The organism is Flaviaestuariibacter amylovorans (assembly GCF_039541815.1).
In the GTDB taxonomy this organism is placed as follows: Bacteria; Bacteroidota; Bacteroidia; order Chitinophagales; family Chitinophagaceae; genus Flavisolibacter; species Flavisolibacter amylovorans.
Genome location: NZ_BAABGY010000007.1, coordinates 959,648 through 976,867 on the forward strand (window position 1 = coordinate 959,648; position 17,220 = coordinate 976,867).

Below are 17,220 nucleotides of genomic sequence, written 5' to 3' on the forward strand. Positions count from 1 at the left end.
CTTTAAGCAGGCCCCGACCCGGCCATTTCCCATCTATGCGCATAGCTACCTACAATGTCAACGGGATCAACGCACGCCTGCCCATCGTGCAGCGCTGGCTCCAAGAAACGGCGCCCGACGTGGTATGCCTGCAGGAGCTCAAGGCGCCGCAGGAGAAGTTCCCGCTCGAAGCCATCGAGGCGGCCGGCTACGGCGCCCTCTGGCACGGACAGAAAAGCTGGAACGGCGTAGCCATCCTCCTGAAGGGCGGCACGCCCGAGGAGACGCAGCGCGGGCTTCCCGGCGATGATGCCGATGAGCAGAGCCGCTATATCGAGGCCCTGATCCGCGGTGTACGCATCGGCTGCCTTTACCTGCCCAACGGCAACCCGGCGCCCGGACCCAAGTACGACTACAAGCTGTCGTGGATCAAACGCTTTCAGAAGTACGCAGCCGGCCTGCTGAAAAGCGGCGGACCCACCGTGCTGTGCGGCGACTATAACATCATTCCCACGGAAAAGGACGCCTACCGCCCGGAACGCTGGGTCGATGATGCGCTTTTCCGGCCAGAGGTCCGTGCCGCCTACCAGGAGTGGCTCGATGCCGGCTGGATCGACGCGCTGCGGACGCTGCACCCGGATGAAACGATCTATACGTTCTGGGACTATTTCCGCGGCGCCTTCACCCGCAACGCCGGGCTCCGCATCGATCACTTCCTGCTATCACCCGACCTGAAAACGCGGCTGAAAGGGGCGGGTGTAGACCGCTTCGTGCGTGGCTGGGAAAAGAGCTCCGATCACGGACCGGTGTGGATCGAGCTGAAAGAAACCGGAAAATAGCAGGAGTCCTGTTCAGCATTCGGGGCCGGGGAGAGAAGGAACGCAGATTTTATCGGATCGATACGATGAACGCTGGTTGATTTTGATACCAACGAAACAAGTTGGACGCCAGTTCGATTTTTCGGTACGATTCAAAGACAGCATAACGAAGAACGGGTCGCCCTTGGGCGACCCGTTCTGTAGGTTAGACAGTAGATCTACTTATGCGTTGCGGTTGATGCAGTTGAGGTCGTCGAAGGCCTGCTCGAGGCGCTTGCTGAAGCTCTCCTCGGCTTTGCGCAGCCACACGCGCGGGTCGTAGTACTTCTTGTTCGGCTTGTCGTCGCCCTCGGGGTTGCCCAGCTGGCCCTGGAGGAAGCCCTCGTTTTTCTTGTAGAAGCCGAGGATGCCGTCCCAGAAGGCCCACTGCAGGTCGGTGTCGATATTCATCTTGATGGCGCCGTAGCCGATGGCTTCGCGGATCTGCTCCTGCGGCGAGCCGGAGCCGCCGTGGAACACGAAGTATACGGGCTTCTCACCGGTACCGAACTGCTGCTGGATGTGCTGCTGCGAGTTGTTCAGGATCTCGGGGCGCAGCTCCACGTTGCCGGGCTTGTACACGCCGTGTACGTTGCCGAAAGCGGCTGCGATCGTGAAGAGGTTGCCCACCTTGCGGAGCTCCTCGTAGGCGTAGGCCACCTCAGAAGGCTGCGTATAGAGCTTGTCGTTCTCGACGCCGCTGTTGTCCACGCCGTCTTCCTCGCCGCCGGTCACGCCGAGCTCGATCTCGATGCCCATGCCGAGGGGCGCCATACGCTTATAGAACTCAACAGACGTTTCGATATTCTCTTTGATCGGCTCTTCGGAAAGGTCCAGCATGTGCGAGCTGAAGAGGGGCTGTCCCTTCTCCTTGAAATACTGCTCGCCGGCGTCGATCATGCCGCTCACCCAGGGCAGCCACTTGTGCGCCGCGTGGTCGGTATGCAGCACCACGGGAACGCCGTAATACTTCGCCACATTGTGGATGTGCAGGGCACCGGAGATGGCGCCGGAGATATTGCCCTGGAGGCTGTCGTTGGGCATGCCCTTGCCGGCAATGAACTGCGCGCCGCCGTTGGAGAACTGGATGATCACGGGCGAGTTGACCTTCGCGGCCGTCTCGAGCGTGGCATTGATGGAGTTGGTGCCGATCGTGTTCACGGCAGGCAGTGCGAAGCCATTCTGCTTGGCATCCTTGTAGAGCGCCTCGAGCTCTTCACCGAAGAGGACGCCGGGGTTGTATTTCTTCATGCGTTTGGGGCGCAGCTCCGGGAGTTGCTGCGGCTTTTTTTGTTTGCGGGAGAAAACGGTAAATGCGGGACAAAGGTAGGGAGTCGGGCGCTTCCCCCGCCTGCCGCCTGCGACCCCGCTTCCGCCCTCAGATCAGTGTCGATTTCCGCAGGCCCACGTTGGCCGGGTTCGTGTCTTCCGCGGCACGGCCCGACACGTAGTCGGCCAACAGGTCGCCGATGGTGGAGGTAAAATAGAAGTTGACGGGATCGATGTCTTTGGATACGAACGGGGCGTTGACGGACCAGTCCACGGCCGTGCGCACGAGCGCCGCTTCTTCGGTCATCCCGAAGTGATCGAGCAGCATCGCCGCAGACAGCACGGAGCCCAGTGGGTTGGCAATGTCTTTACCGGCCGCCTGCGGGTACGAGCCGTGGATCGGCTCGAACAGGGCGGTGCGCTTGCCCACAGAGGCCGACGGCAGCATCCCCAGCGAGCCGGCGATCACGGAGGCCTCATCGCTCAGGATATCACCGAACAAATTCTCGGTCAGCAGCACATCGAACTGCGCAGGGTTCAGTATGAGCTGCATCGCCGCATTGTCCACGAACAGAAAGTCGACGGCCACATCGGGGTATTGCGTCGCGAGCTCCTGCACTACCCGGCGCCAGAGCCGGGAGGTCTCGAGCACGTTGGCCTTGTCTACCAGCGTCAGCTTGCCACGCCGTTGCCGGGCCGCTGCAAAGGCGAGGTGGGCAATGCGCTCCACTTCGGCACGTGTATAGACACAACCGTCGGAGGCCTCGGTGCCGTCGGCGCTCAGCGTTTTCTCGCCGAAATAGATGCCCCCGGTGAGCTCGCGGTATACTACGAAGTCCACCCCCTCGAGCTGCTTGTCCTTAAGCGGCGAGAGGTGCCGCAGCGCGGCATAGGCGCTCACGGGGCGGATGTTCGTGAACAGCTGCAGCGCCTTGCGCAACTGCAGCAGGCCCTGCTCGGGACGCACCTTCGCCGAAGGGTCGTTGTCATACTTCGGGTGGCCGATGGCGCCAAAGAGAATGGCATCCGCATCGAGGCAGGCGTCGATCGTTTCGAGCGGGAGCGGGCTCCCTGTTTCGTCGATGGCGGCCGCGCCCATCAGGCAGTACGTATAGCTGAATTCGTGTCCAAAGCGCGCCGCAACGGCGTCGAGCACCTTTACCGACTGGGCCGTCACTTCCGGGCCGATCCCGTCGCCCGGGATCACGGCAATCTGTTTTTTCATACGGGCTGTTGTTGTGCCTGTGCCTGCTCAAAGGTTGCGATCTCGGGCAGGAGGCTGATCAGAAAATCGATGTCGTCGTATCCGTTGAGCAGGCATTCTTTCTTATAGGCGCTGATGAAGAACGGCTCGGATGCACCCTTAGCGTCGATGCGCAGCACCTGCTCCCGTAGATCCACGGTAAGAGTGGCGGTACTTTCGAGCGCAAAGAGCTGCTCGAGAAAAGCCTCCGATACCTGCACCGGCAGCAGGCCGTTGTTCAGCGCGTTGCCCCGGAAGATGTCGGCGAAATAGCTCGACACCACCACGCGGAAGCCGTAGTCGCAGAGGGCCCAGGCCGCATGCTCACGCGAGGAGCCGCAGCCGAAGTTCTTACCGGCCACGAGGATGCTGCCGCTATACCGTGGATCATTGAGCACGAAGCTGGCGCGCGGCTGTCGCTCGTCGTCGTTGACGTAGCGCCAGTCGCGGAACAGGTTATCGCCGAACCCTTCGCGGGTCGTGGCTTTGAGGAAACGGGCCGGGATGATCTGGTCGGTATCGACGTTCTCCTGCGGCAGCGGCACGAACGTGCCTGTGATGCGGTTGATCGGTTGCATGGGGTATCAGCTTAAGAATTCACGGACATCGGTCACCATGCCGGTGAGGGCAGCGGCGGCGGCCGTCAGCGGCGAGGCCAGCAGCGTGCGCGCGCCGGCGCCCTGGCGCCCTTCGAAGTTGCGGTTGCTGGTAGAGACGCAGTATTCGCCGGCAGGCACCTTGTCCTCGTTCATCCCGAGGCAGGCGCTGCAGCCTGCCTGCCGGAACTCGAAGCCTGCCTCCGTAAAAATACGGTCGAGGCCCTCGGCCACTGCCTGCGCGGCCACCTGCTGCGAGCCGGGAACCACGAGGGCCCGCACCCCTTCGTGCTTGCGGCGACCCCGCACCAATCCTGCGGCCAGCCGGAGGTCCTCGATGCGGGCGTTGGTGCAGCTGCCGATGAACACGTTTTGCACCGGAAGCCCTTTGATGGGCACACCGCTGTTAAGGCCCATATAGTTGAGCGCTTTTTGCAGGCCCTGGCGCTCACCGGGGTCCGGGATGCTGTCGGCCGGCGGGATCCGGCCACCAACAGCCATCCCCAGGCCCGGGTTGGTTCCATAGGTTATCATCGGCTCGATGTCGGCGGCATCGATCAGCAGCTCTTTGTCGAATACGGCATCAGCGTCGCTGTACAGCTCCTTCCAGCCCGCGAGGCTCCGCTCCCACTCCGCGCCTTTCGGTGCAAACGGCCGGCCCTCCAGGTAGGCGAACGTGGTCTCGTCAGGAGCGACAAGGCCGCCCCGTGCACCCATCTCGATGCTCATGTTGCACACGGTCATGCGTGCCTCCATCGACAGGGCGCGGATGGCTGTGCCCGCAAACTCCACGAAGTAGCCGGTGGCGCCGCCGGTGCCGAGCTGCGCGATGATGTGGAGGATGATGTCCTTCGATACCACACCCCTGCTGAGGGTCCCTTCCACGCGGATGCGCATCCGCTTCGGACGCGCCTGCAGGAGGCACTGCGTGGCCAGCACCATTTCCACCTCGCTCGTGCCAATGCCGAAGGCGATCGCGCCTAACGCCCCGTGCGTAGAGGTATGACTGTCGCCGCACACGAGCGTCATCCCGGGCTGGGTGATCCCGAGCTCGGGGCCAATCACGTGTACGATGCCTTGGTAGGGATGCCCGAGCCCGTACAGCTCGATGCCGTGCTCCGCGCAGTTGCGCACGAGCTCCTCCACCTGCAGGCGCGACAGCGCATCGCGGATCGGGAGGTGCTGGTTTTCGGTGGGCACATTATGATCCGCGGTAGCGATCACCTGCGCCGGGCGCAGCACGGGAAGCCCCCGCTGCCGGAGGCCGGCAAACGCCTGTGGGGTCGTGACCTCGTGGATGTAGTGGCGGTCGATGTAGAGCACGTCGGGGCCACCGCTGATGGACCGCACCACGTGCCGGTCCCAGATCTTGTCGACTAATGTTTTTGCCATATAGCTATTGGTTTCACACGGCCTGCGCGCTTGCATAGGATTGCGCAAGCTGCAGCAGGTCTTCTTCGTTCACTTCTTTCTTGGTGTCGGCTACTTTCAGGAAGGCCTCGTAGAGAAAATCGATGTCGTCGCGCACGTACTGGTAGCCCAGCTTCTGGAAGCGATAGGCCAGCGCACTCCGGCCGCTGCGGGCCGTGAGCACGATCCGGCTCTGCTCCGCGCCCACTTCCTCCGGGCTGATGATCTCGTAGGTCTGTGCGTTCTTCAGGAAGCCATCCTGGTGAATACCCGACGAATGCGAAAAGGCATTGGCCCCCACGATGGCCTTGTTGGGCTGCACCGGCATCCGCATCGTTTCGGAAACGAGCCGGCTGATCGGGTTCAGCTCCTGCGGGCGAACGTTCGTGTACAGGCCGAGGTCCCGGTGCTGGCGCAGCACCATCACTACTTCCTCCAGCGACGTGTTGCCCGCGCGCTCGCCCAGCCCGTTGATGGTGCATTCAATCTGCCGCGCACCGGCGATGACGCCCGCGATCGCATTGGCTGTAGCGAGGCCAAGGTCGTTATGGCAATGGCAGGAGATGATGGCCTTGTCGATATTGGGCACATGGTTGACCAGGTAGGCGATCTTCTCACCGTACTGCTGGGGCAGGCAGTAGCCGGTGGTGTCGGGAATGTTGACGGTGCGGGCGCCGGCGCGGATGGCGGCCTCGATCACACGCGCCAGGTACTCGTTGTCGGTGCGGCCGGCGTCCTCGGCATAGAACTCCACGTCGTCGGTGAAGTTGCGGGCCCAGCGCACGCATTGCGTCACACGCTCCAATATGACTTCCCGCGTGGAGTTGAACTTGCTCCGGATATGAAAGTCGGAAGTGCCGATCCCGGTATGAATGCGCGGGCGGCGGGCGCCCTTCAGCGCTTCGGCGGCTACTTCGATGTCTTTGAGCACCGCGCGGCTCAGTCCGCATACGATGGCGTCCCTGATGGTGGCACCGATCTGGCGCACCGACTCGAAGTCGCCTGGGCTCGAGATCGGGAATCCCGCCTCGATCACGTCTACGCCGAGCTGCTCGAGCTGCACGGCGAGGGATACCTTTTCTGCGGTGTTCAGCTTGCATCCGGGCACCTGCTCGCCGTCGCGCAGGGTGGTGTCGAAGATGACGACTTTCTGAGGGGTCATAACCGGGAATTTTAGGACCGACCGACTGTAGGGCGGCACCCCCAAGCTAGACCAATCCGCCGGCGGCAACGAACGGTAAATGATCCGGATGTAGGATTTCCAAACCGGCAGCGCGGAGGCTCAAGCCATTCTCCTTAAAGCACTTACGCCACGTCATTTTGTGATGCCCAAGTAAAAAAACGCAATTCCACCCGTTTCCGGCTGGGGGGCAGCGTCGGCGCGGGAAGAGCGAACAAAAAAAGGCGGACCTGCCGGCCCGCCTTTCCATTGAAGTGCCATGCATCAGAACAAGCCCTCGATCGAGAAATAGCGTTCCCCGGTATCGTAGTTATACGTTAGGATCTTCGACCCCTTGGGGATCTCAGGGAGCTTCTTTGCCACTGCTGCCAGCGCCGCGCCGGTCGAGACGCCGCCGAAGATGCCTTCTTCGCGCGCGAGGCGCTGCGCATACTGGTAGGCCTCGTCCTTCCCTACCTGGATCACGCCGTCGAGGGCGGCCACGTTGAGGATGGAAGGCACGAAGCCGGCGCCCAGCCCCTGCAGCGGGTGCGGCGAAGGGGCGCCCCCACTGAGCACGGGTGAGAGCTCCGGCTCCACGGCAAACACTTGGAGACCAGGCAGCTTCTCCTTCACCACTTCGGCGATCGCCGTTATGTGACCGCCCGTGCCCACGCCGGTGATCACGTAGTCGAGGCCGTCGGAGAAGTCAGCAAGGATCTCCTGGGCCGACGTGCGGCGATGGATCTCCGTGTTGGCGGCATTATCGAACTGCTGCGGGATCCAGGAGTTGGGCGTTTCTCCGGCGAGCTCGCGGGCCCGCTCGATGGCGCCTTTCATCCCTTTCTCGCGCGGAGTGAGCACGAACTCGGCTCCGTACACCGACATCAGCCGGCGGCGCTCGATGCTCATGCTCTCCGGCATCACCAGCACCAGCTTGTAGCCTTTAACCGCAGCCACCAGCGCGAGGCCGATGCCCGTGTTGCCCGATGTGGGCTCGATGATGACGCTGTCTTTATGCAGCAGCCCTTTCTGCTCGGCATCCTCCACCATCGCGAGGGCAATGCGGTCTTTGATGCTCGCACCGGGGTTCTGCTTCTCGAGCTTGATCCACACTTCGTGGTCGGGACCGAAGAGGCGGTTGAGCCGCACGTGCGGCGTGTTGCCAATGATCCCGAGAATGTTTGCGGCTTTCATTTGCTTGCGTTTATTGTTGGGGGGTTGATAGAATCAGATCACGAAATTGAGCGGCTCCGGGAAGGGGTCGTTGCTCTTGATGTGCACTTCGCTTTTATGATACACCACCGAGTTGGGCGGAATGCTGTACGTAAGCCACACGTTGCCGCCGATGATGCTTCCGGCACCCACAAGGGTAGCGCCACCCAGAATGGTGGCGCCGGCATAGATGACCACACCGTCGCCGATGGTCGGGTGGCGCTGCGCGCTGGCTGCATCCTTCGACACGTTCAGCGCCCCGAGCGTGACGCCCTGGTAGATCTTAACGCCATCGCCGATGACGGTGGTCTCCCCGATCACGATGCCGGTGCCATGATCGATGGCGAAGGCCCTGCCGATGCGGGCGGCGGGGTGAATGTCGATGCCGGTGCGGCTGTGGGCATGCTCCGAAAAAAAGCGTGCACCGAGCGTGCAGCCCTGCACCCAGAGCTGGTGGGCAACACGGTGCACGAAGGTGGCGAAGAAGCCGGGATAGGTGGCCAGCACCTCTTCGAGCGAGCGCGCAGCCGGATCGCTCTCCAGGATGGCGGCAGCATCTTCGAGCAGGGCATCGTAGATCGCGGGCAAGGCCTCGAAAAAGTGGGCTGCATGAACAGCACCGTCTTCCGGCAACCAATGCGCGAGGTCGTTCCGCAAGCCGTCCACCCGGCTTTGCAGTGCCGGCCGATCGGTTGCTCCCGCACTCGTGCAGGCGAAGAGGAAGCCGAACAGGTCGTCCAGGAAACGGCGCCCCCGCTCCTTGTCGGGCAACGTACGGAAGCCGCGTTGTGCCGCAGCGCACAGCTTATCGATCAGTCGTTCATTGGTCATACCGGGTTGATTGTAGTACGCTCCTGCCAGGTTAAAAGTAGGTGCGGGCCGCGCGCGGGCCTGTTACGGTTCCCTTAATTACGACGGCCCGGCTTACCGGGATGCCCCGATGAAGCCTACGGCCACCGTGTTGTTGCTGAACTCGTCGATGAGGATAAAGGAGCCGGTAGCGCGGTTTTCTGCAAAGGGGTCGGCCGCAATGGGGCGGGCCACCTTGATCTCCACGGTTCCGATATCGTTGAGGCGCAGGCTGCCGGGTGCTTCCTGCTGCTCCATGGTCGTGATGTCCAGTACCGATTGCACCGCCGTCGCTTTAGCCTTTACGCGGGTGCCGCCGTGCTGGAGGAGGTAGGATTTCCCGGAAGTGAGCGGCGTCTCGTCCATCCAGTTGAGTACCGCGCTAAATGCCTGCAGCTGCCGGTGTGGTGTATGGGCGCTTACAATCACCGATCCGCGGCTCACGTCCACATCGTCGGCAAGCTCGATGGCCACACTTTGCCCCGGAAGCGCAACCGGTACCGGGCTCATGCCGGAGCGGATGCTCTTGATCCGCGTTTGCTTCAGTGAGGGAAGCACCAGCACCTCCTCGTGCTGCGTCAGCGTCCCACTTGCCAGTTTGCCGGCATAGCCGCGGTAGTCGTGGTATTCGTCCGAGTGCGGGCGGATCACGAGCTGCACCGGGAAGCGTGCCGGAAGGTCCGGCTCTGCCTGCAGCACCGGGATGCTTTCGAGCAGGTGCAACAACGTAGGCCCGGTATACCAGGGGGTTTGAGCGGAAGCCCGCACGACGTTGTCGCCGTCCTTGGCCGCGATGGGGATGAAATGCACGACGCCGGCATAGCCGATCTTTTGTACCAGCGCCTTCATATCGCGCTCGATGCGGCGGAACGCGTTTTCGTCAAACTGCACCAGGTCCATCTTGTTGACGCACACGAACACATGACCGAGGCGCAGCAGGGCGGAGATGAAGAGGTGGCGCCGCGTTTGCTCAATGACCCCGTTGCGCGCGTCGATGAGCACGATGGAGGCTTGCGCGTTGGAGGCGCCCGTGATCATGTTGCGCGTATACTCGATGTGGCCGGGCGTATCGGCGATGATGTACTTGCGTTGCGCGGTGGCGAAGTAGATGTGGGCCACGTCGATGGTGATGCCCTGCTCCCGCTCGGCAATGAGCCCGTCGGTGAGCAGCGACAGGTCGGTGAAGTCGAGTCCCTTGCGCCGGCTGGTAGCCTCGAGGCCTTCCAGCTTGTCTTTTGCGATCGAGCCCGTATCGTGCAGCAGCCTTCCGATCAGTGTGCTTTTGCCATCGTCAACACTGCCCGCGGTGGCGATCCGTAAAATATCCATAGGAGTTGTTTTTGCTTTTGATTAGATGCTTTTGAGAAACACGCGCACGCACCAGACCATCACCATGATCCCCACGCAGATCATCATCGTCCGGCGCGGCAGCCTTCCGGCGAGGCGCGCCGCGACGGGAGCTGCCAGCACGCCGCCGATGAGCAGGCCCAGCACGATGCCGAGGTGGCTCACCCCCACGGTAACGAGGAAGGTGAAGGCGCTGGCGAGGGTCACGAAGAACTCGGTGAGGCTCACGGAGCCGACCGTATATTTCGGGGAGCGGCCCTTGGCAATGAGCGTGCTGGTTACGATGGGTCCCCAGCCGCCGCCGCCAAAGGAGTCGAGGAAGCCGCCAGCGCCGGCGAGCCAGCCCACCCGCTTCACCTTGCGGTTTCCCGGCGCCGCCTGGAAGGCTTTTACGAGGATCTTCAGTCCCAGGAAGCCGGCATAAAGGGCGATCACCGGCATGAGCCATTTGGCGGAACGCTCGCCGAGGTACACCAGCGCTACGGCTCCCAGGATGGCCCCGAGCACGCCCGGTATCACCAGGTGCCGGAACAGCTTTTTGTTAACGTTTCCGAACTTGTAGTGGCTATACCCGGAGATGCCCGTCGTGAACACTTCGGAAGTGTGGATCGCCGCGCTCACGGCCACGGGGCTGACGCCGAACGACATGAGACAGGTAGCTGACGTAACCCCGTAGCCCATGCTCAGCAGCCCATCTACCAGTTGCGCAACGAAACCGGCGAGTACGAAGAGCCAGAACTCTCCGGTGAAGGTGGGCCCGAGGTCGCGCCAGATCTGCGCCACCGGCGGAATGGGCAGGTAGGAGATCAGCACATGCCCCAGCACCATCAGGCCGAAGGCGATGATGAGGCGCGAGGCGATGCGCTTCCAGGCAGCTTCCCCTCTATCGCCGGTTACAGTCGGAGCAACAGGTGCCAGGCGATGCATCGCCAGCAGGCTGAAATCGCCGGCTTCCGGCGCATCGGGCACATATACCAGGAGGCGGATGTCGGCGGCCTCGTTGCGGATGATACCGTTGCGTACAGGGTCGTCGGTGGCTGCGATCAGCAGGTCGGCCTTGTGCAGGTCACTGGTCGTATAGTCGCGTTGCTGCCATTCGATAACCGGTTGTGCGTCGAGCAGCGTGCGCAGGGCGGTGCCGGCAGCAGGTGCGATCACGGTGACGGCCAGTGGGCCGCCGGACACGAGCAGTTGCTCCAGGGCAGCCGCCGCCTGTTGTCCGCCGCCGATCAGGAGCCAGCGCAGACCCGGTGCGTGCAGGGTGATGGGCAGTGCCACCGGCGAATCGAGGCGTGTCAAATGCTTCATCATTCGTCAGGAGCGTTTTTTACGCAGGTCGAGGTTGTGAAAGAAATAGATCCGCGCGGCGTGCGTTGCTTTGTACCGGTTGCCGGCCGCCAGTTGCTGGAAGATATTGAGGTAGCCGAACTGCAGGTTGTCGTGGGCGTTCACGTGGTAGGCAAAACCGAGGAAAAAGCGGTTCTGGTCGAAGTAGTTGTTCACGATCGCCTTGCCGAAGTTGATATGGATCTCGTTGTTGGCGATAACAGACAGGGAGCCCTGCTTTACTTCGGCGGCCAGCGGCACCTGCAGCAGGAAATTGTAGCGTGCCCGGAGATTGAAGTTGAAGCCGCTGCCCAGCGTGGAGTCGTTGAGGATCCTGCGGCGGTAGCGCTCTTCGAGCCGGAACCACTGCATCGTACGGAGCCGCCCGTACTTTGTATGCCACTGCAGCTGCTGCCACAGGCGGTGCTCCGGCTGCGAAATCTCCATATGGTTATCGGCAGGAAAGTGGTTCACAAAGGCGTAGCCGGCCGTGGCCTTAGTGGCATCGTTCAGGTAATAAGTCAGGCCGAGGCGGGCAATGCCCTGCGAAAGCCCCTCCACGCCCCGCTCCCTGGTGCGCCCCTGCGCTTCGAGCCAGAGGCCCCAGCGGTCGCTCAGGCGCGCCTGGTTGAAATACCCGAGCCAGGTCTGCCCGACGTGCTCCGTCCGTTTCGTTTGGGCCCGGGCGCCACCTGCCGTGAGCAACAGGGCAAGAACCATATGATTGCGGTAATGCATTGCTTACTTTTTAGCGAGTAATCCCTCTACCGAGATCGCCGCGTAATACAGCGCGCCGATCGTGGGGCCGCCGGCATACTGCAGGAAGCGGCGGTTGAAGATGTCGGAGCCGCCCACCTTGATGAGGGACTTGTACCTCGGTACGCGGAAGCTGACCTGCGCGTCCACGGTGCTGTAGGCGGCCACGGTGCCCGTAACGAGCGGGCTCTCCCACAGGAAGGCATCCTGCCAGCGCCAGACGATGCTGAACCCGATGTTCTTGACGATCTCGCGGTTGCCGAAAGAAAAATTCGCCGCCCATTCCGGGGTGTTGAAGCCGGTAACGAAGATGTCGCCCCTGGCGTTGTTCCGCATCTTGTTGTACGAAAGGTTGCCGGCAACGGTGAACTTCTTATAGAAACTCCAGGTGACGCCAAGCGCGGAGCCGTAATTGAAGTAGGTGTTCTTGGCATTCGTATAAACCCGGTAACGCTCCTGCCCTTTCGAGGCGGCATTGCTACCCGACGCCTGCGTGGCGTCGCGGTTGCGGTCGAGCATCGCGATCACGGCCGCGTCGGAACCGACAAACTCCCCTTTCGGCACATACACCTGCACCTGCCCCAGGAAGCCGTCGTACTGGTTCATGTAGGCGTCGAAATCGATCGACAGCTTTTGCGGGAGGAGGGCGCTTTTGTAGCCCACCTCGAAGGAATTAATGCGCTCGGGACGCGCTTTGGGAAGGTTAGCAACGACCAATAGATTCCGGTTGGCGAGCGCCGCGGCATCCGTGTTGCCCAGCGCGCTCACGGCGGCGTTGAAGTCGATCACCGAGGCTTGCGTGTAGCTGTTCTCGAGGTAGCCCAGCCCTTCGTTGATATAAGCGAGCGAGCCCACGCGCTTCACACGCCCGTTGTTGACGAAGGAAAGCGCCTCGAAGAGCGCAGGGAAGCGGTAGCCCTGTTGCCAGGTAACCCGGAAGTGGTGCCGGTCGCGCACGCTGTACACGGCCGCCAGGCGGGGCGTCAGCTCCGGATCGAACTCGGGATTGTAGTCGAAGCGCAGCGAGCCGAACAGCTTCAGGCGTTCCGCGAAGAAGGTCTTGCTCGCCTGTCCGAAGGCGCCCACTTTCCGGTAGTATACGTTGCTGCCGAAGGATCCGTCCTTGAGGGGTACGTTGCGTTCCTCGAGCGGCCTTGAGAAATCCACGAAGTTGTTGCCGTCCGGGATCACGGCGTACACGCGCGCATCGCCACCCACCAGCAGGTTCCAGGACTTGCTTCGGGGCGACAGGTCATATTGCCCCTCGAGGTGGTACATACGGCTGTTTTGCACAAGGGCGGCGCCGCCGGTTTCGGGTGCGCCCGGAATGGCACCGGAGCGGATGTCCCAGTTGTTGATGCGGATGATGGTGTTCTTCAGGCGCTCGAATTCGGGGGTGCCGGGCTGTACGCGGCCCGCATCGGCCTGCTGCCGGGCAAACTGCGTGGCGGCCGCGAGGTTGGCGGAGGTGAGCCCACCGTTGCCCGCACCGTAGGCGTTCAGGGCATTGCGGAACTTGGTGCCCCAGCTTGCAGGGGTGCGCGTATCGGAGGCGCCGCCGCTATAGAGGTCCATATTGTCGGCAAGCGGCTTCACGTTATAGGAGTCGCCGGTCTGCTCGAGCGAAACATAGGCCCGCACGCTGTAGCGGCCACCCTTCAGCTCCAGCTTGTGGTTCTGCACCCACACGTTATCGAGCTGGATCTTGTTGCCGCGCTGGAACACGCCATCCATCTTGCCGACGCGGTAGGTATACCAGAGCTCGCCATCGCCGCCCAGCTTGTAATAGAGGCCCACGTCCACCTTCAGGTTGTCGACGCGCGGGCTTACGAGGTCGGTTTCCCAGTAGCCGGTACGCGCCACGCGCAACGATTGGTTGGCCTGCCCGTTGATCGTCAGCCCACCGATCGAAACCACGTTGGAGCCGGCCAGCGCATCGTCGCCGTATTTGTTCCAGCCGTCGAAGGCAGGGTTGGCCGTAGCCAGCTCGGGGAAGCGCGGGTTGGCGCTCCGGAGGGCATTCGGATTCTGGTCGAGGCGGGTGTTGGAGCGCCAGTCGGTGCCCTGCAGGTAGGCGGCGTTGACCTTGAAGGCGAAGCGGCGGAACGCGTACGCGTAGCGGAGCGCAGACTCGGTGAGCAGGCTAGGTGCGGCGTCGATGCCGTCGACGTGGTTGACGCCGGTGCGCTGGTAGATGCTGAGGCCGGTGCTTTGAAAGGGATTCTTCGTAAGCAGGTTGGCCATGCCGTTGATGGCGTTCATGCCGTACAGCGCCGAGGCTGCGCCGGGCGTGATCTCCACGCTCTGGATGTCGAGCTCGGTAGGACCGATCGCATTGCCCAGCGGTACGCCGAGTGTGGCAGCCTGCATGTCCACACCATCCACCAGCTGCATGAAGCGGAAGTTGTTCGGGATGTTGAAGCCGCGGGTGTTCGGCACTTTGAAGGTGAGGCTGGAGGTCGTCATCTGCACGCCTTTCACGTTCTCCAGTGCATCGTAAAAGGTGGGTGCGGGCGACTCGCGGATGGCGCGTACGTCGAGCTTCTGGATCGCCACCGGTGAGCGGAGGATCCGCTCAGGAACCCGCGAGGCTGTGATCACGACCTCGTTCTCGAGTACGGTTTGCGTTGCAAGTGACACTTTGAGCTGCGCGTCGAGCGCCGTCACCCGTACCCGTTGCGGCGCGAAGCCCACGGACGTGAACTCCAGGGTGAAAGGAACAGCCTGCTGCGCCTTCAGCACAAACCCTCCGTTGGCGCCGGTTTGCGTAGCCGCCTTGTTGCCGGCGATCTGCACCACCACGCCCTCGAGCGGCGCGCCCGTTGCCTGGTCGGTAACGGTGCCCGATACCTGGATGCGGTCCTGTGCCTGCAGCGCCGTAGTGCAGAGCGAAGCGGCTAAGCCAAATACGAGCGGTTTGATCATTGTCCTTTCTTGTAGCCGGCTGTAGACGGCCATGGGTGCCTTTCTATGGTTCATGTTGGTCGGTTGGATCCTCGTTTATGGAGGTCGCCTTCCGGCGCCTCACTTCTGTACTTGTACGGTGCAACAAAAGTCTTTGGTCTTCAAACGTTAGTTCTGCTCACGCCTGGCGCCTGACGCCTCACGCCTCACGCCCAAATCATCGAGCATCCTGCGTTGCCTAGAAGTAGCCTTCTTTCTTTCGCTTTTCCATGGCGGCCTCGGAGCGCTTGTCGTCGATTCGGGCGCCTCGCTCGGAGAGTGTCGCGGCTTCGATCTCGGCGATCACGGTGTCGAGGTCGGCCGCATCCGAGAGTACGGCGGCGGTGCAGGTCATATCGCCCACGGTGCGGAAGCGTACCGTGCCTTCGAAAGGCACTTCATCGGGGGTCGTATTGAGGTAGGGTGAAGCGGGCCAATAGAGCCCGTCGCGCTCGATGAGGGACCGCTTGTGCGAAAAGTAGATCGATGGAATGGACAGCTCCTCCTCGCGGATATAGTTCCAGACGTCCAGCTCCGTCCAGTTGGAGATCGGGAACACGCGCACGTTCTCCCCGTGGTTGATGCGGCCGTTGAGGTGGTCGAAGAGCTCGGGGCGCTGCCGCTTCGCATCCCATTGGCCGAAGTCGTCGCGCACGGAGAACACGCGCTCTTTTGCCCGCGCCTTCTCTTCGTCGCGCCGCGCCCCGCCGATGCAGGCGTCGAGCTTCAGCTCGCTGATGGCGTCCAGTAATGTTACGGTCTGCAGCACGTTGCGGCTCGCGTACTTCCCCGTCTCTTCCTGCACCTTGCCGGCATCGATGGTATCCTGAACGTGGCGGACGATCAGCTGCAAGCCGGATTGCGCGGCCAGCCAGTCGCGGAATGCGATGGTTTCCGGGAAGTTGTGCCCGGTATCGATATGAAGCATCGGGAAGGGTGCCCGTGCCGGGAAAAAGGCCTTGCGGGCAAGGTGCACGAGCGTGATGGAGTCCTTGCCGCCCGAGAAGAGGATGGCCGGCCGCTCGAATTGCGCCGCCACCTCACGCATGATGTAGATCGCTTCATCTTCGAGTGCCCGGGGAAACTTTGCGGTGTGCTTCATAGTAGAATGTCTATTTGTCTATTGGTCTATTTGTTTATTGGTCTATTGGTCTATTGGTAATGGGTTGCCTCTCGTTGACCATACCCCACCGGATTTGATTTTTCTGAGGGCCAACAGCGTGCGTGAGCAATACATCTGAAATCTGAGATCACAGATCTGAGATCATCGCTGCAAATGAAGCCCGCACTCCTTGTGCGACTGCTCCCACCACCAGCGGCCGGCGCGCGCCTCCTCGCCCGGCTCAACGGCACGGGTACAGGGTGCGCAGCCGATCGAGAGAAAGCCCTGGTCGTGGAGCGGGTTGTAGGGTACGTTGTACTGCCGCAGGTGGGCCAGCACTTCCTCGTACGACCAATGCAGCAGCGGATTGATCTTGTACAGCTCGCGGTCCGCATCCCATTCCACCACGGAAATGCTTTTGCGGTGGTCGTTCTGCTCGGCGCGCAACCCGGTGATCCATACCCGCGCACCGCGAAGCGCCCGGGCCAGCGGCTCCACCTTGCGCACGCCGCAGCAAGCCTGTCGCTGCGCTACCGACTCGTAAAAACCATTCACGCCCTGGCGCGCAGCGAGCTCCTGCACGGCCTCGGCCTTCGGAAAGAATACATCGATGGGCAGCTTATAGCGGGCTACCGTGCGCTCGTAGGTAGCGTAGGTCTCTTCGAAGAGGCGCCCGGTGTCGAGCGTGAAGAGCCGGACGGGAAGGCCACTGCGGGCGATGATGTCGGTCAGCACCTGGTCTTCCTGTCCAAGCGACGTGGAAAAGCAGACCGCGCCCGGGAAGAGCGTGGTGCCGAGGCGCAGGGCCTCAGGCAGCGAAAGTTCCGCGAACGCGGAGCGCAATTGCAATAGATACTGCATTCGTCAACTGTTTTGGTACAGCAAAGGCAATCGTTCGCAGAACCACCGGGTTCCTCAGGGGCCGAAATTAGGGGCGCGCAAATAGTCTACCAAATTTATATAGTATGATTGCAGAAAGATGACTCACCCAAATGATTGAACGCTGTCGTCAGGGTTACTCATGGAATGCCGCCATGAACATGAAATTGCTCCAAACCCTTTACTTACGGGCAACTCGGAAGGATACGCGCTTCAGTCGTTTTGGTATGCGGCTGTTGATCGCCTTAATTGCGGGCCGGAAACTGGCCCGCTCCTAAAATCTACCGGTT

Annotated in this window: 14 protein-coding genes; 1 reads left to right on the forward strand and 13 read right to left on the reverse strand. The window is 61.9% G+C overall.

Features of this window, described 5'->3' with window-relative positions:
* Positions 1-35: 35 nt before the first annotated feature.
* Positions 36-818 carry an exodeoxyribonuclease III gene (gene xth / locus ABD937_RS12625; protein ID WP_345256103.1) on the forward strand — a complete coding sequence of 261 codons (783 nt, stop codon included), beginning with the start codon at positions 36-38 and terminating at the stop codon, positions 816-818.
* Between the two features lie 201 nt (positions 819-1,019).
* On the opposite strand, the gene fbaA is transcribed toward xth, so the two are convergent.
* The 13 genes from fbaA to ABD937_RS12690 form a co-directional block, all read right to left on the reverse strand.
* Positions 1,020-2,087, reverse strand: coding sequence for a class II fructose-bisphosphate aldolase (gene fbaA, locus ABD937_RS12630; RefSeq protein ID WP_345256104.1), 1,068 nt, complete (start codon positions 2,085-2,087; stop codon positions 1,020-1,022).
* Positions 2,088-2,214: 127 nt separating this feature from the next.
* Positions 2,215-3,330, reverse strand: a complete 1,116-nt coding sequence (gene leuB, locus ABD937_RS12635; RefSeq protein WP_345256105.1) for a 3-isopropylmalate dehydrogenase — start codon at positions 3,328-3,330, stop codon at positions 2,215-2,217.
* A complete protein-coding gene (gene leuD, locus ABD937_RS12640) occupies positions 3,327-3,926 on the reverse strand; it encodes a 3-isopropylmalate dehydratase small subunit (protein ID WP_345256106.1) in 600 nt (199 codons plus the stop codon). The genes leuB and leuD overlap by 4 nt, the downstream gene beginning before the upstream one ends.
* A gap of 6 nt (positions 3,927-3,932) precedes the next feature.
* Positions 3,933-5,336, reverse strand: coding sequence for a 3-isopropylmalate dehydratase large subunit (gene leuC, locus ABD937_RS12645; protein ID WP_345256107.1), 1,404 nt, complete (start codon positions 5,334-5,336; stop codon positions 3,933-3,935).
* 13 nt (positions 5,337-5,349) lie between these two features.
* Positions 5,350-6,516, reverse strand: a complete 1,167-nt coding sequence (locus tag ABD937_RS12650; protein WP_345256108.1) for a 2-isopropylmalate synthase — start codon at positions 6,514-6,516, stop codon at positions 5,350-5,352.
* A gap of 282 nt (positions 6,517-6,798) precedes the next feature.
* Positions 6,799-7,710 carry a cysteine synthase A gene (gene cysK, locus ABD937_RS12655; protein ID WP_345256109.1) on the reverse strand — a complete coding sequence of 304 codons (912 nt, stop codon included), beginning with the start codon at positions 7,708-7,710 and terminating at the stop codon, positions 6,799-6,801.
* 33 nt (positions 7,711-7,743) lie between these two features.
* Positions 7,744-8,559, reverse strand: coding sequence for a serine O-acetyltransferase (locus tag ABD937_RS12660; RefSeq protein WP_345256110.1), 816 nt, complete (start codon positions 8,557-8,559; stop codon positions 7,744-7,746).
* A 93-nt stretch (positions 8,560-8,652) separates the two neighbouring features.
* Positions 8,653-9,906, reverse strand: a complete 1,254-nt coding sequence (locus ABD937_RS12665) for a sulfate adenylyltransferase subunit 1 (RefSeq protein WP_345256111.1) — start codon at positions 9,904-9,906, stop codon at positions 8,653-8,655.
* Between the two features lie 21 nt (positions 9,907-9,927).
* Entirely contained in the window at positions 9,928-11,235 is a 1,308-nt protein-coding gene (locus tag ABD937_RS12670) for a TSUP family transporter (protein WP_345256112.1), read from the reverse strand.
* 3 nt (positions 11,236-11,238) lie between these two features.
* Entirely contained in the window at positions 11,239-11,988 is a 750-nt protein-coding gene (locus ABD937_RS12675) for a DUF2490 domain-containing protein (protein ID WP_345256113.1), read from the reverse strand.
* A gap of 3 nt (positions 11,989-11,991) precedes the next feature.
* Positions 11,992-14,931: a TonB-dependent receptor gene (locus tag ABD937_RS12680; protein ID WP_345256114.1), complete on the reverse strand. Its 2,940-nt coding sequence runs from the start codon at positions 14,929-14,931 to the stop codon at positions 11,992-11,994.
* 217 nt (positions 14,932-15,148) lie between these two features.
* Positions 15,149-16,051, reverse strand: coding sequence for a sulfate adenylyltransferase subunit CysD (gene cysD / locus ABD937_RS12685; RefSeq protein ID WP_345256115.1), 903 nt, complete (start codon positions 16,049-16,051; stop codon positions 15,149-15,151).
* Positions 16,052-16,213: 162 nt separating this feature from the next.
* Positions 16,214-16,912, reverse strand: coding sequence for a phosphoadenylyl-sulfate reductase (locus tag ABD937_RS12690; RefSeq protein WP_345256116.1), 699 nt, complete (start codon positions 16,910-16,912; stop codon positions 16,214-16,216).
* Positions 16,913-17,220: the final 308 nt, after the last annotated feature.

Coding starts and splice junctions, on each gene's coding strand:
- xth (WP_345256103.1), top strand. CDS start 36: ATGCGCATAGCTACCTACAATGTCAACGGGATCAACGCACGCCTGCCC.
- fbaA (WP_345256104.1), bottom strand. CDS start 2,087: ATGAAGAAATACAACCCCGGCGTCCTCTTCGGTGAAGAGCTCGAGGCG.
- leuB (WP_345256105.1), bottom strand. CDS start 3,330: ATGAAAAAACAGATTGCCGTGATCCCGGGCGACGGGATCGGCCCGGAA.
- leuD (WP_345256106.1), bottom strand. CDS start 3,926: ATGCAACCGATCAACCGCATCACAGGCACGTTCGTGCCGCTGCCGCAG.
- leuC (WP_345256107.1), bottom strand. CDS start 5,336: ATGGCAAAAACATTAGTCGACAAGATCTGGGACCGGCACGTGGTGCGG.
- ABD937_RS12650 (WP_345256108.1), bottom strand. CDS start 6,516: ATGACCCCTCAGAAAGTCGTCATCTTCGACACCACCCTGCGCGACGGC.
- cysK (WP_345256109.1), bottom strand. CDS start 7,710: ATGAAAGCCGCAAACATTCTCGGGATCATTGGCAACACGCCGCACGTG.
- ABD937_RS12660 (WP_345256110.1), bottom strand. CDS start 8,559: ATGACCAATGAACGACTGATCGATAAGCTGTGCGCTGCGGCACAACGC.
- ABD937_RS12665 (WP_345256111.1), bottom strand. CDS start 9,906: ATGGATATTTTACGGATCGCCACCGCGGGCAGTGTTGACGATGGCAAA.
- ABD937_RS12670 (WP_345256112.1), bottom strand. CDS start 11,235: ATGATGAAGCATTTGACACGCCTCGATTCGCCGGTGGCACTGCCCATC.
- ABD937_RS12675 (WP_345256113.1), bottom strand. CDS start 11,988: ATGCATTACCGCAATCATATGGTTCTTGCCCTGTTGCTCACGGCAGGT.
- ABD937_RS12680 (WP_345256114.1), bottom strand. CDS start 14,931: ATGATCAAACCGCTCGTATTTGGCTTAGCCGCTTCGCTCTGCACTACG.
- cysD (WP_345256115.1), bottom strand. CDS start 16,051: ATGAAGCACACCGCAAAGTTTCCCCGGGCACTCGAAGATGAAGCGATC.
- ABD937_RS12690 (WP_345256116.1), bottom strand. CDS start 16,912: ATGCAGTATCTATTGCAATTGCGCTCCGCGTTCGCGGAACTTTCGCTG.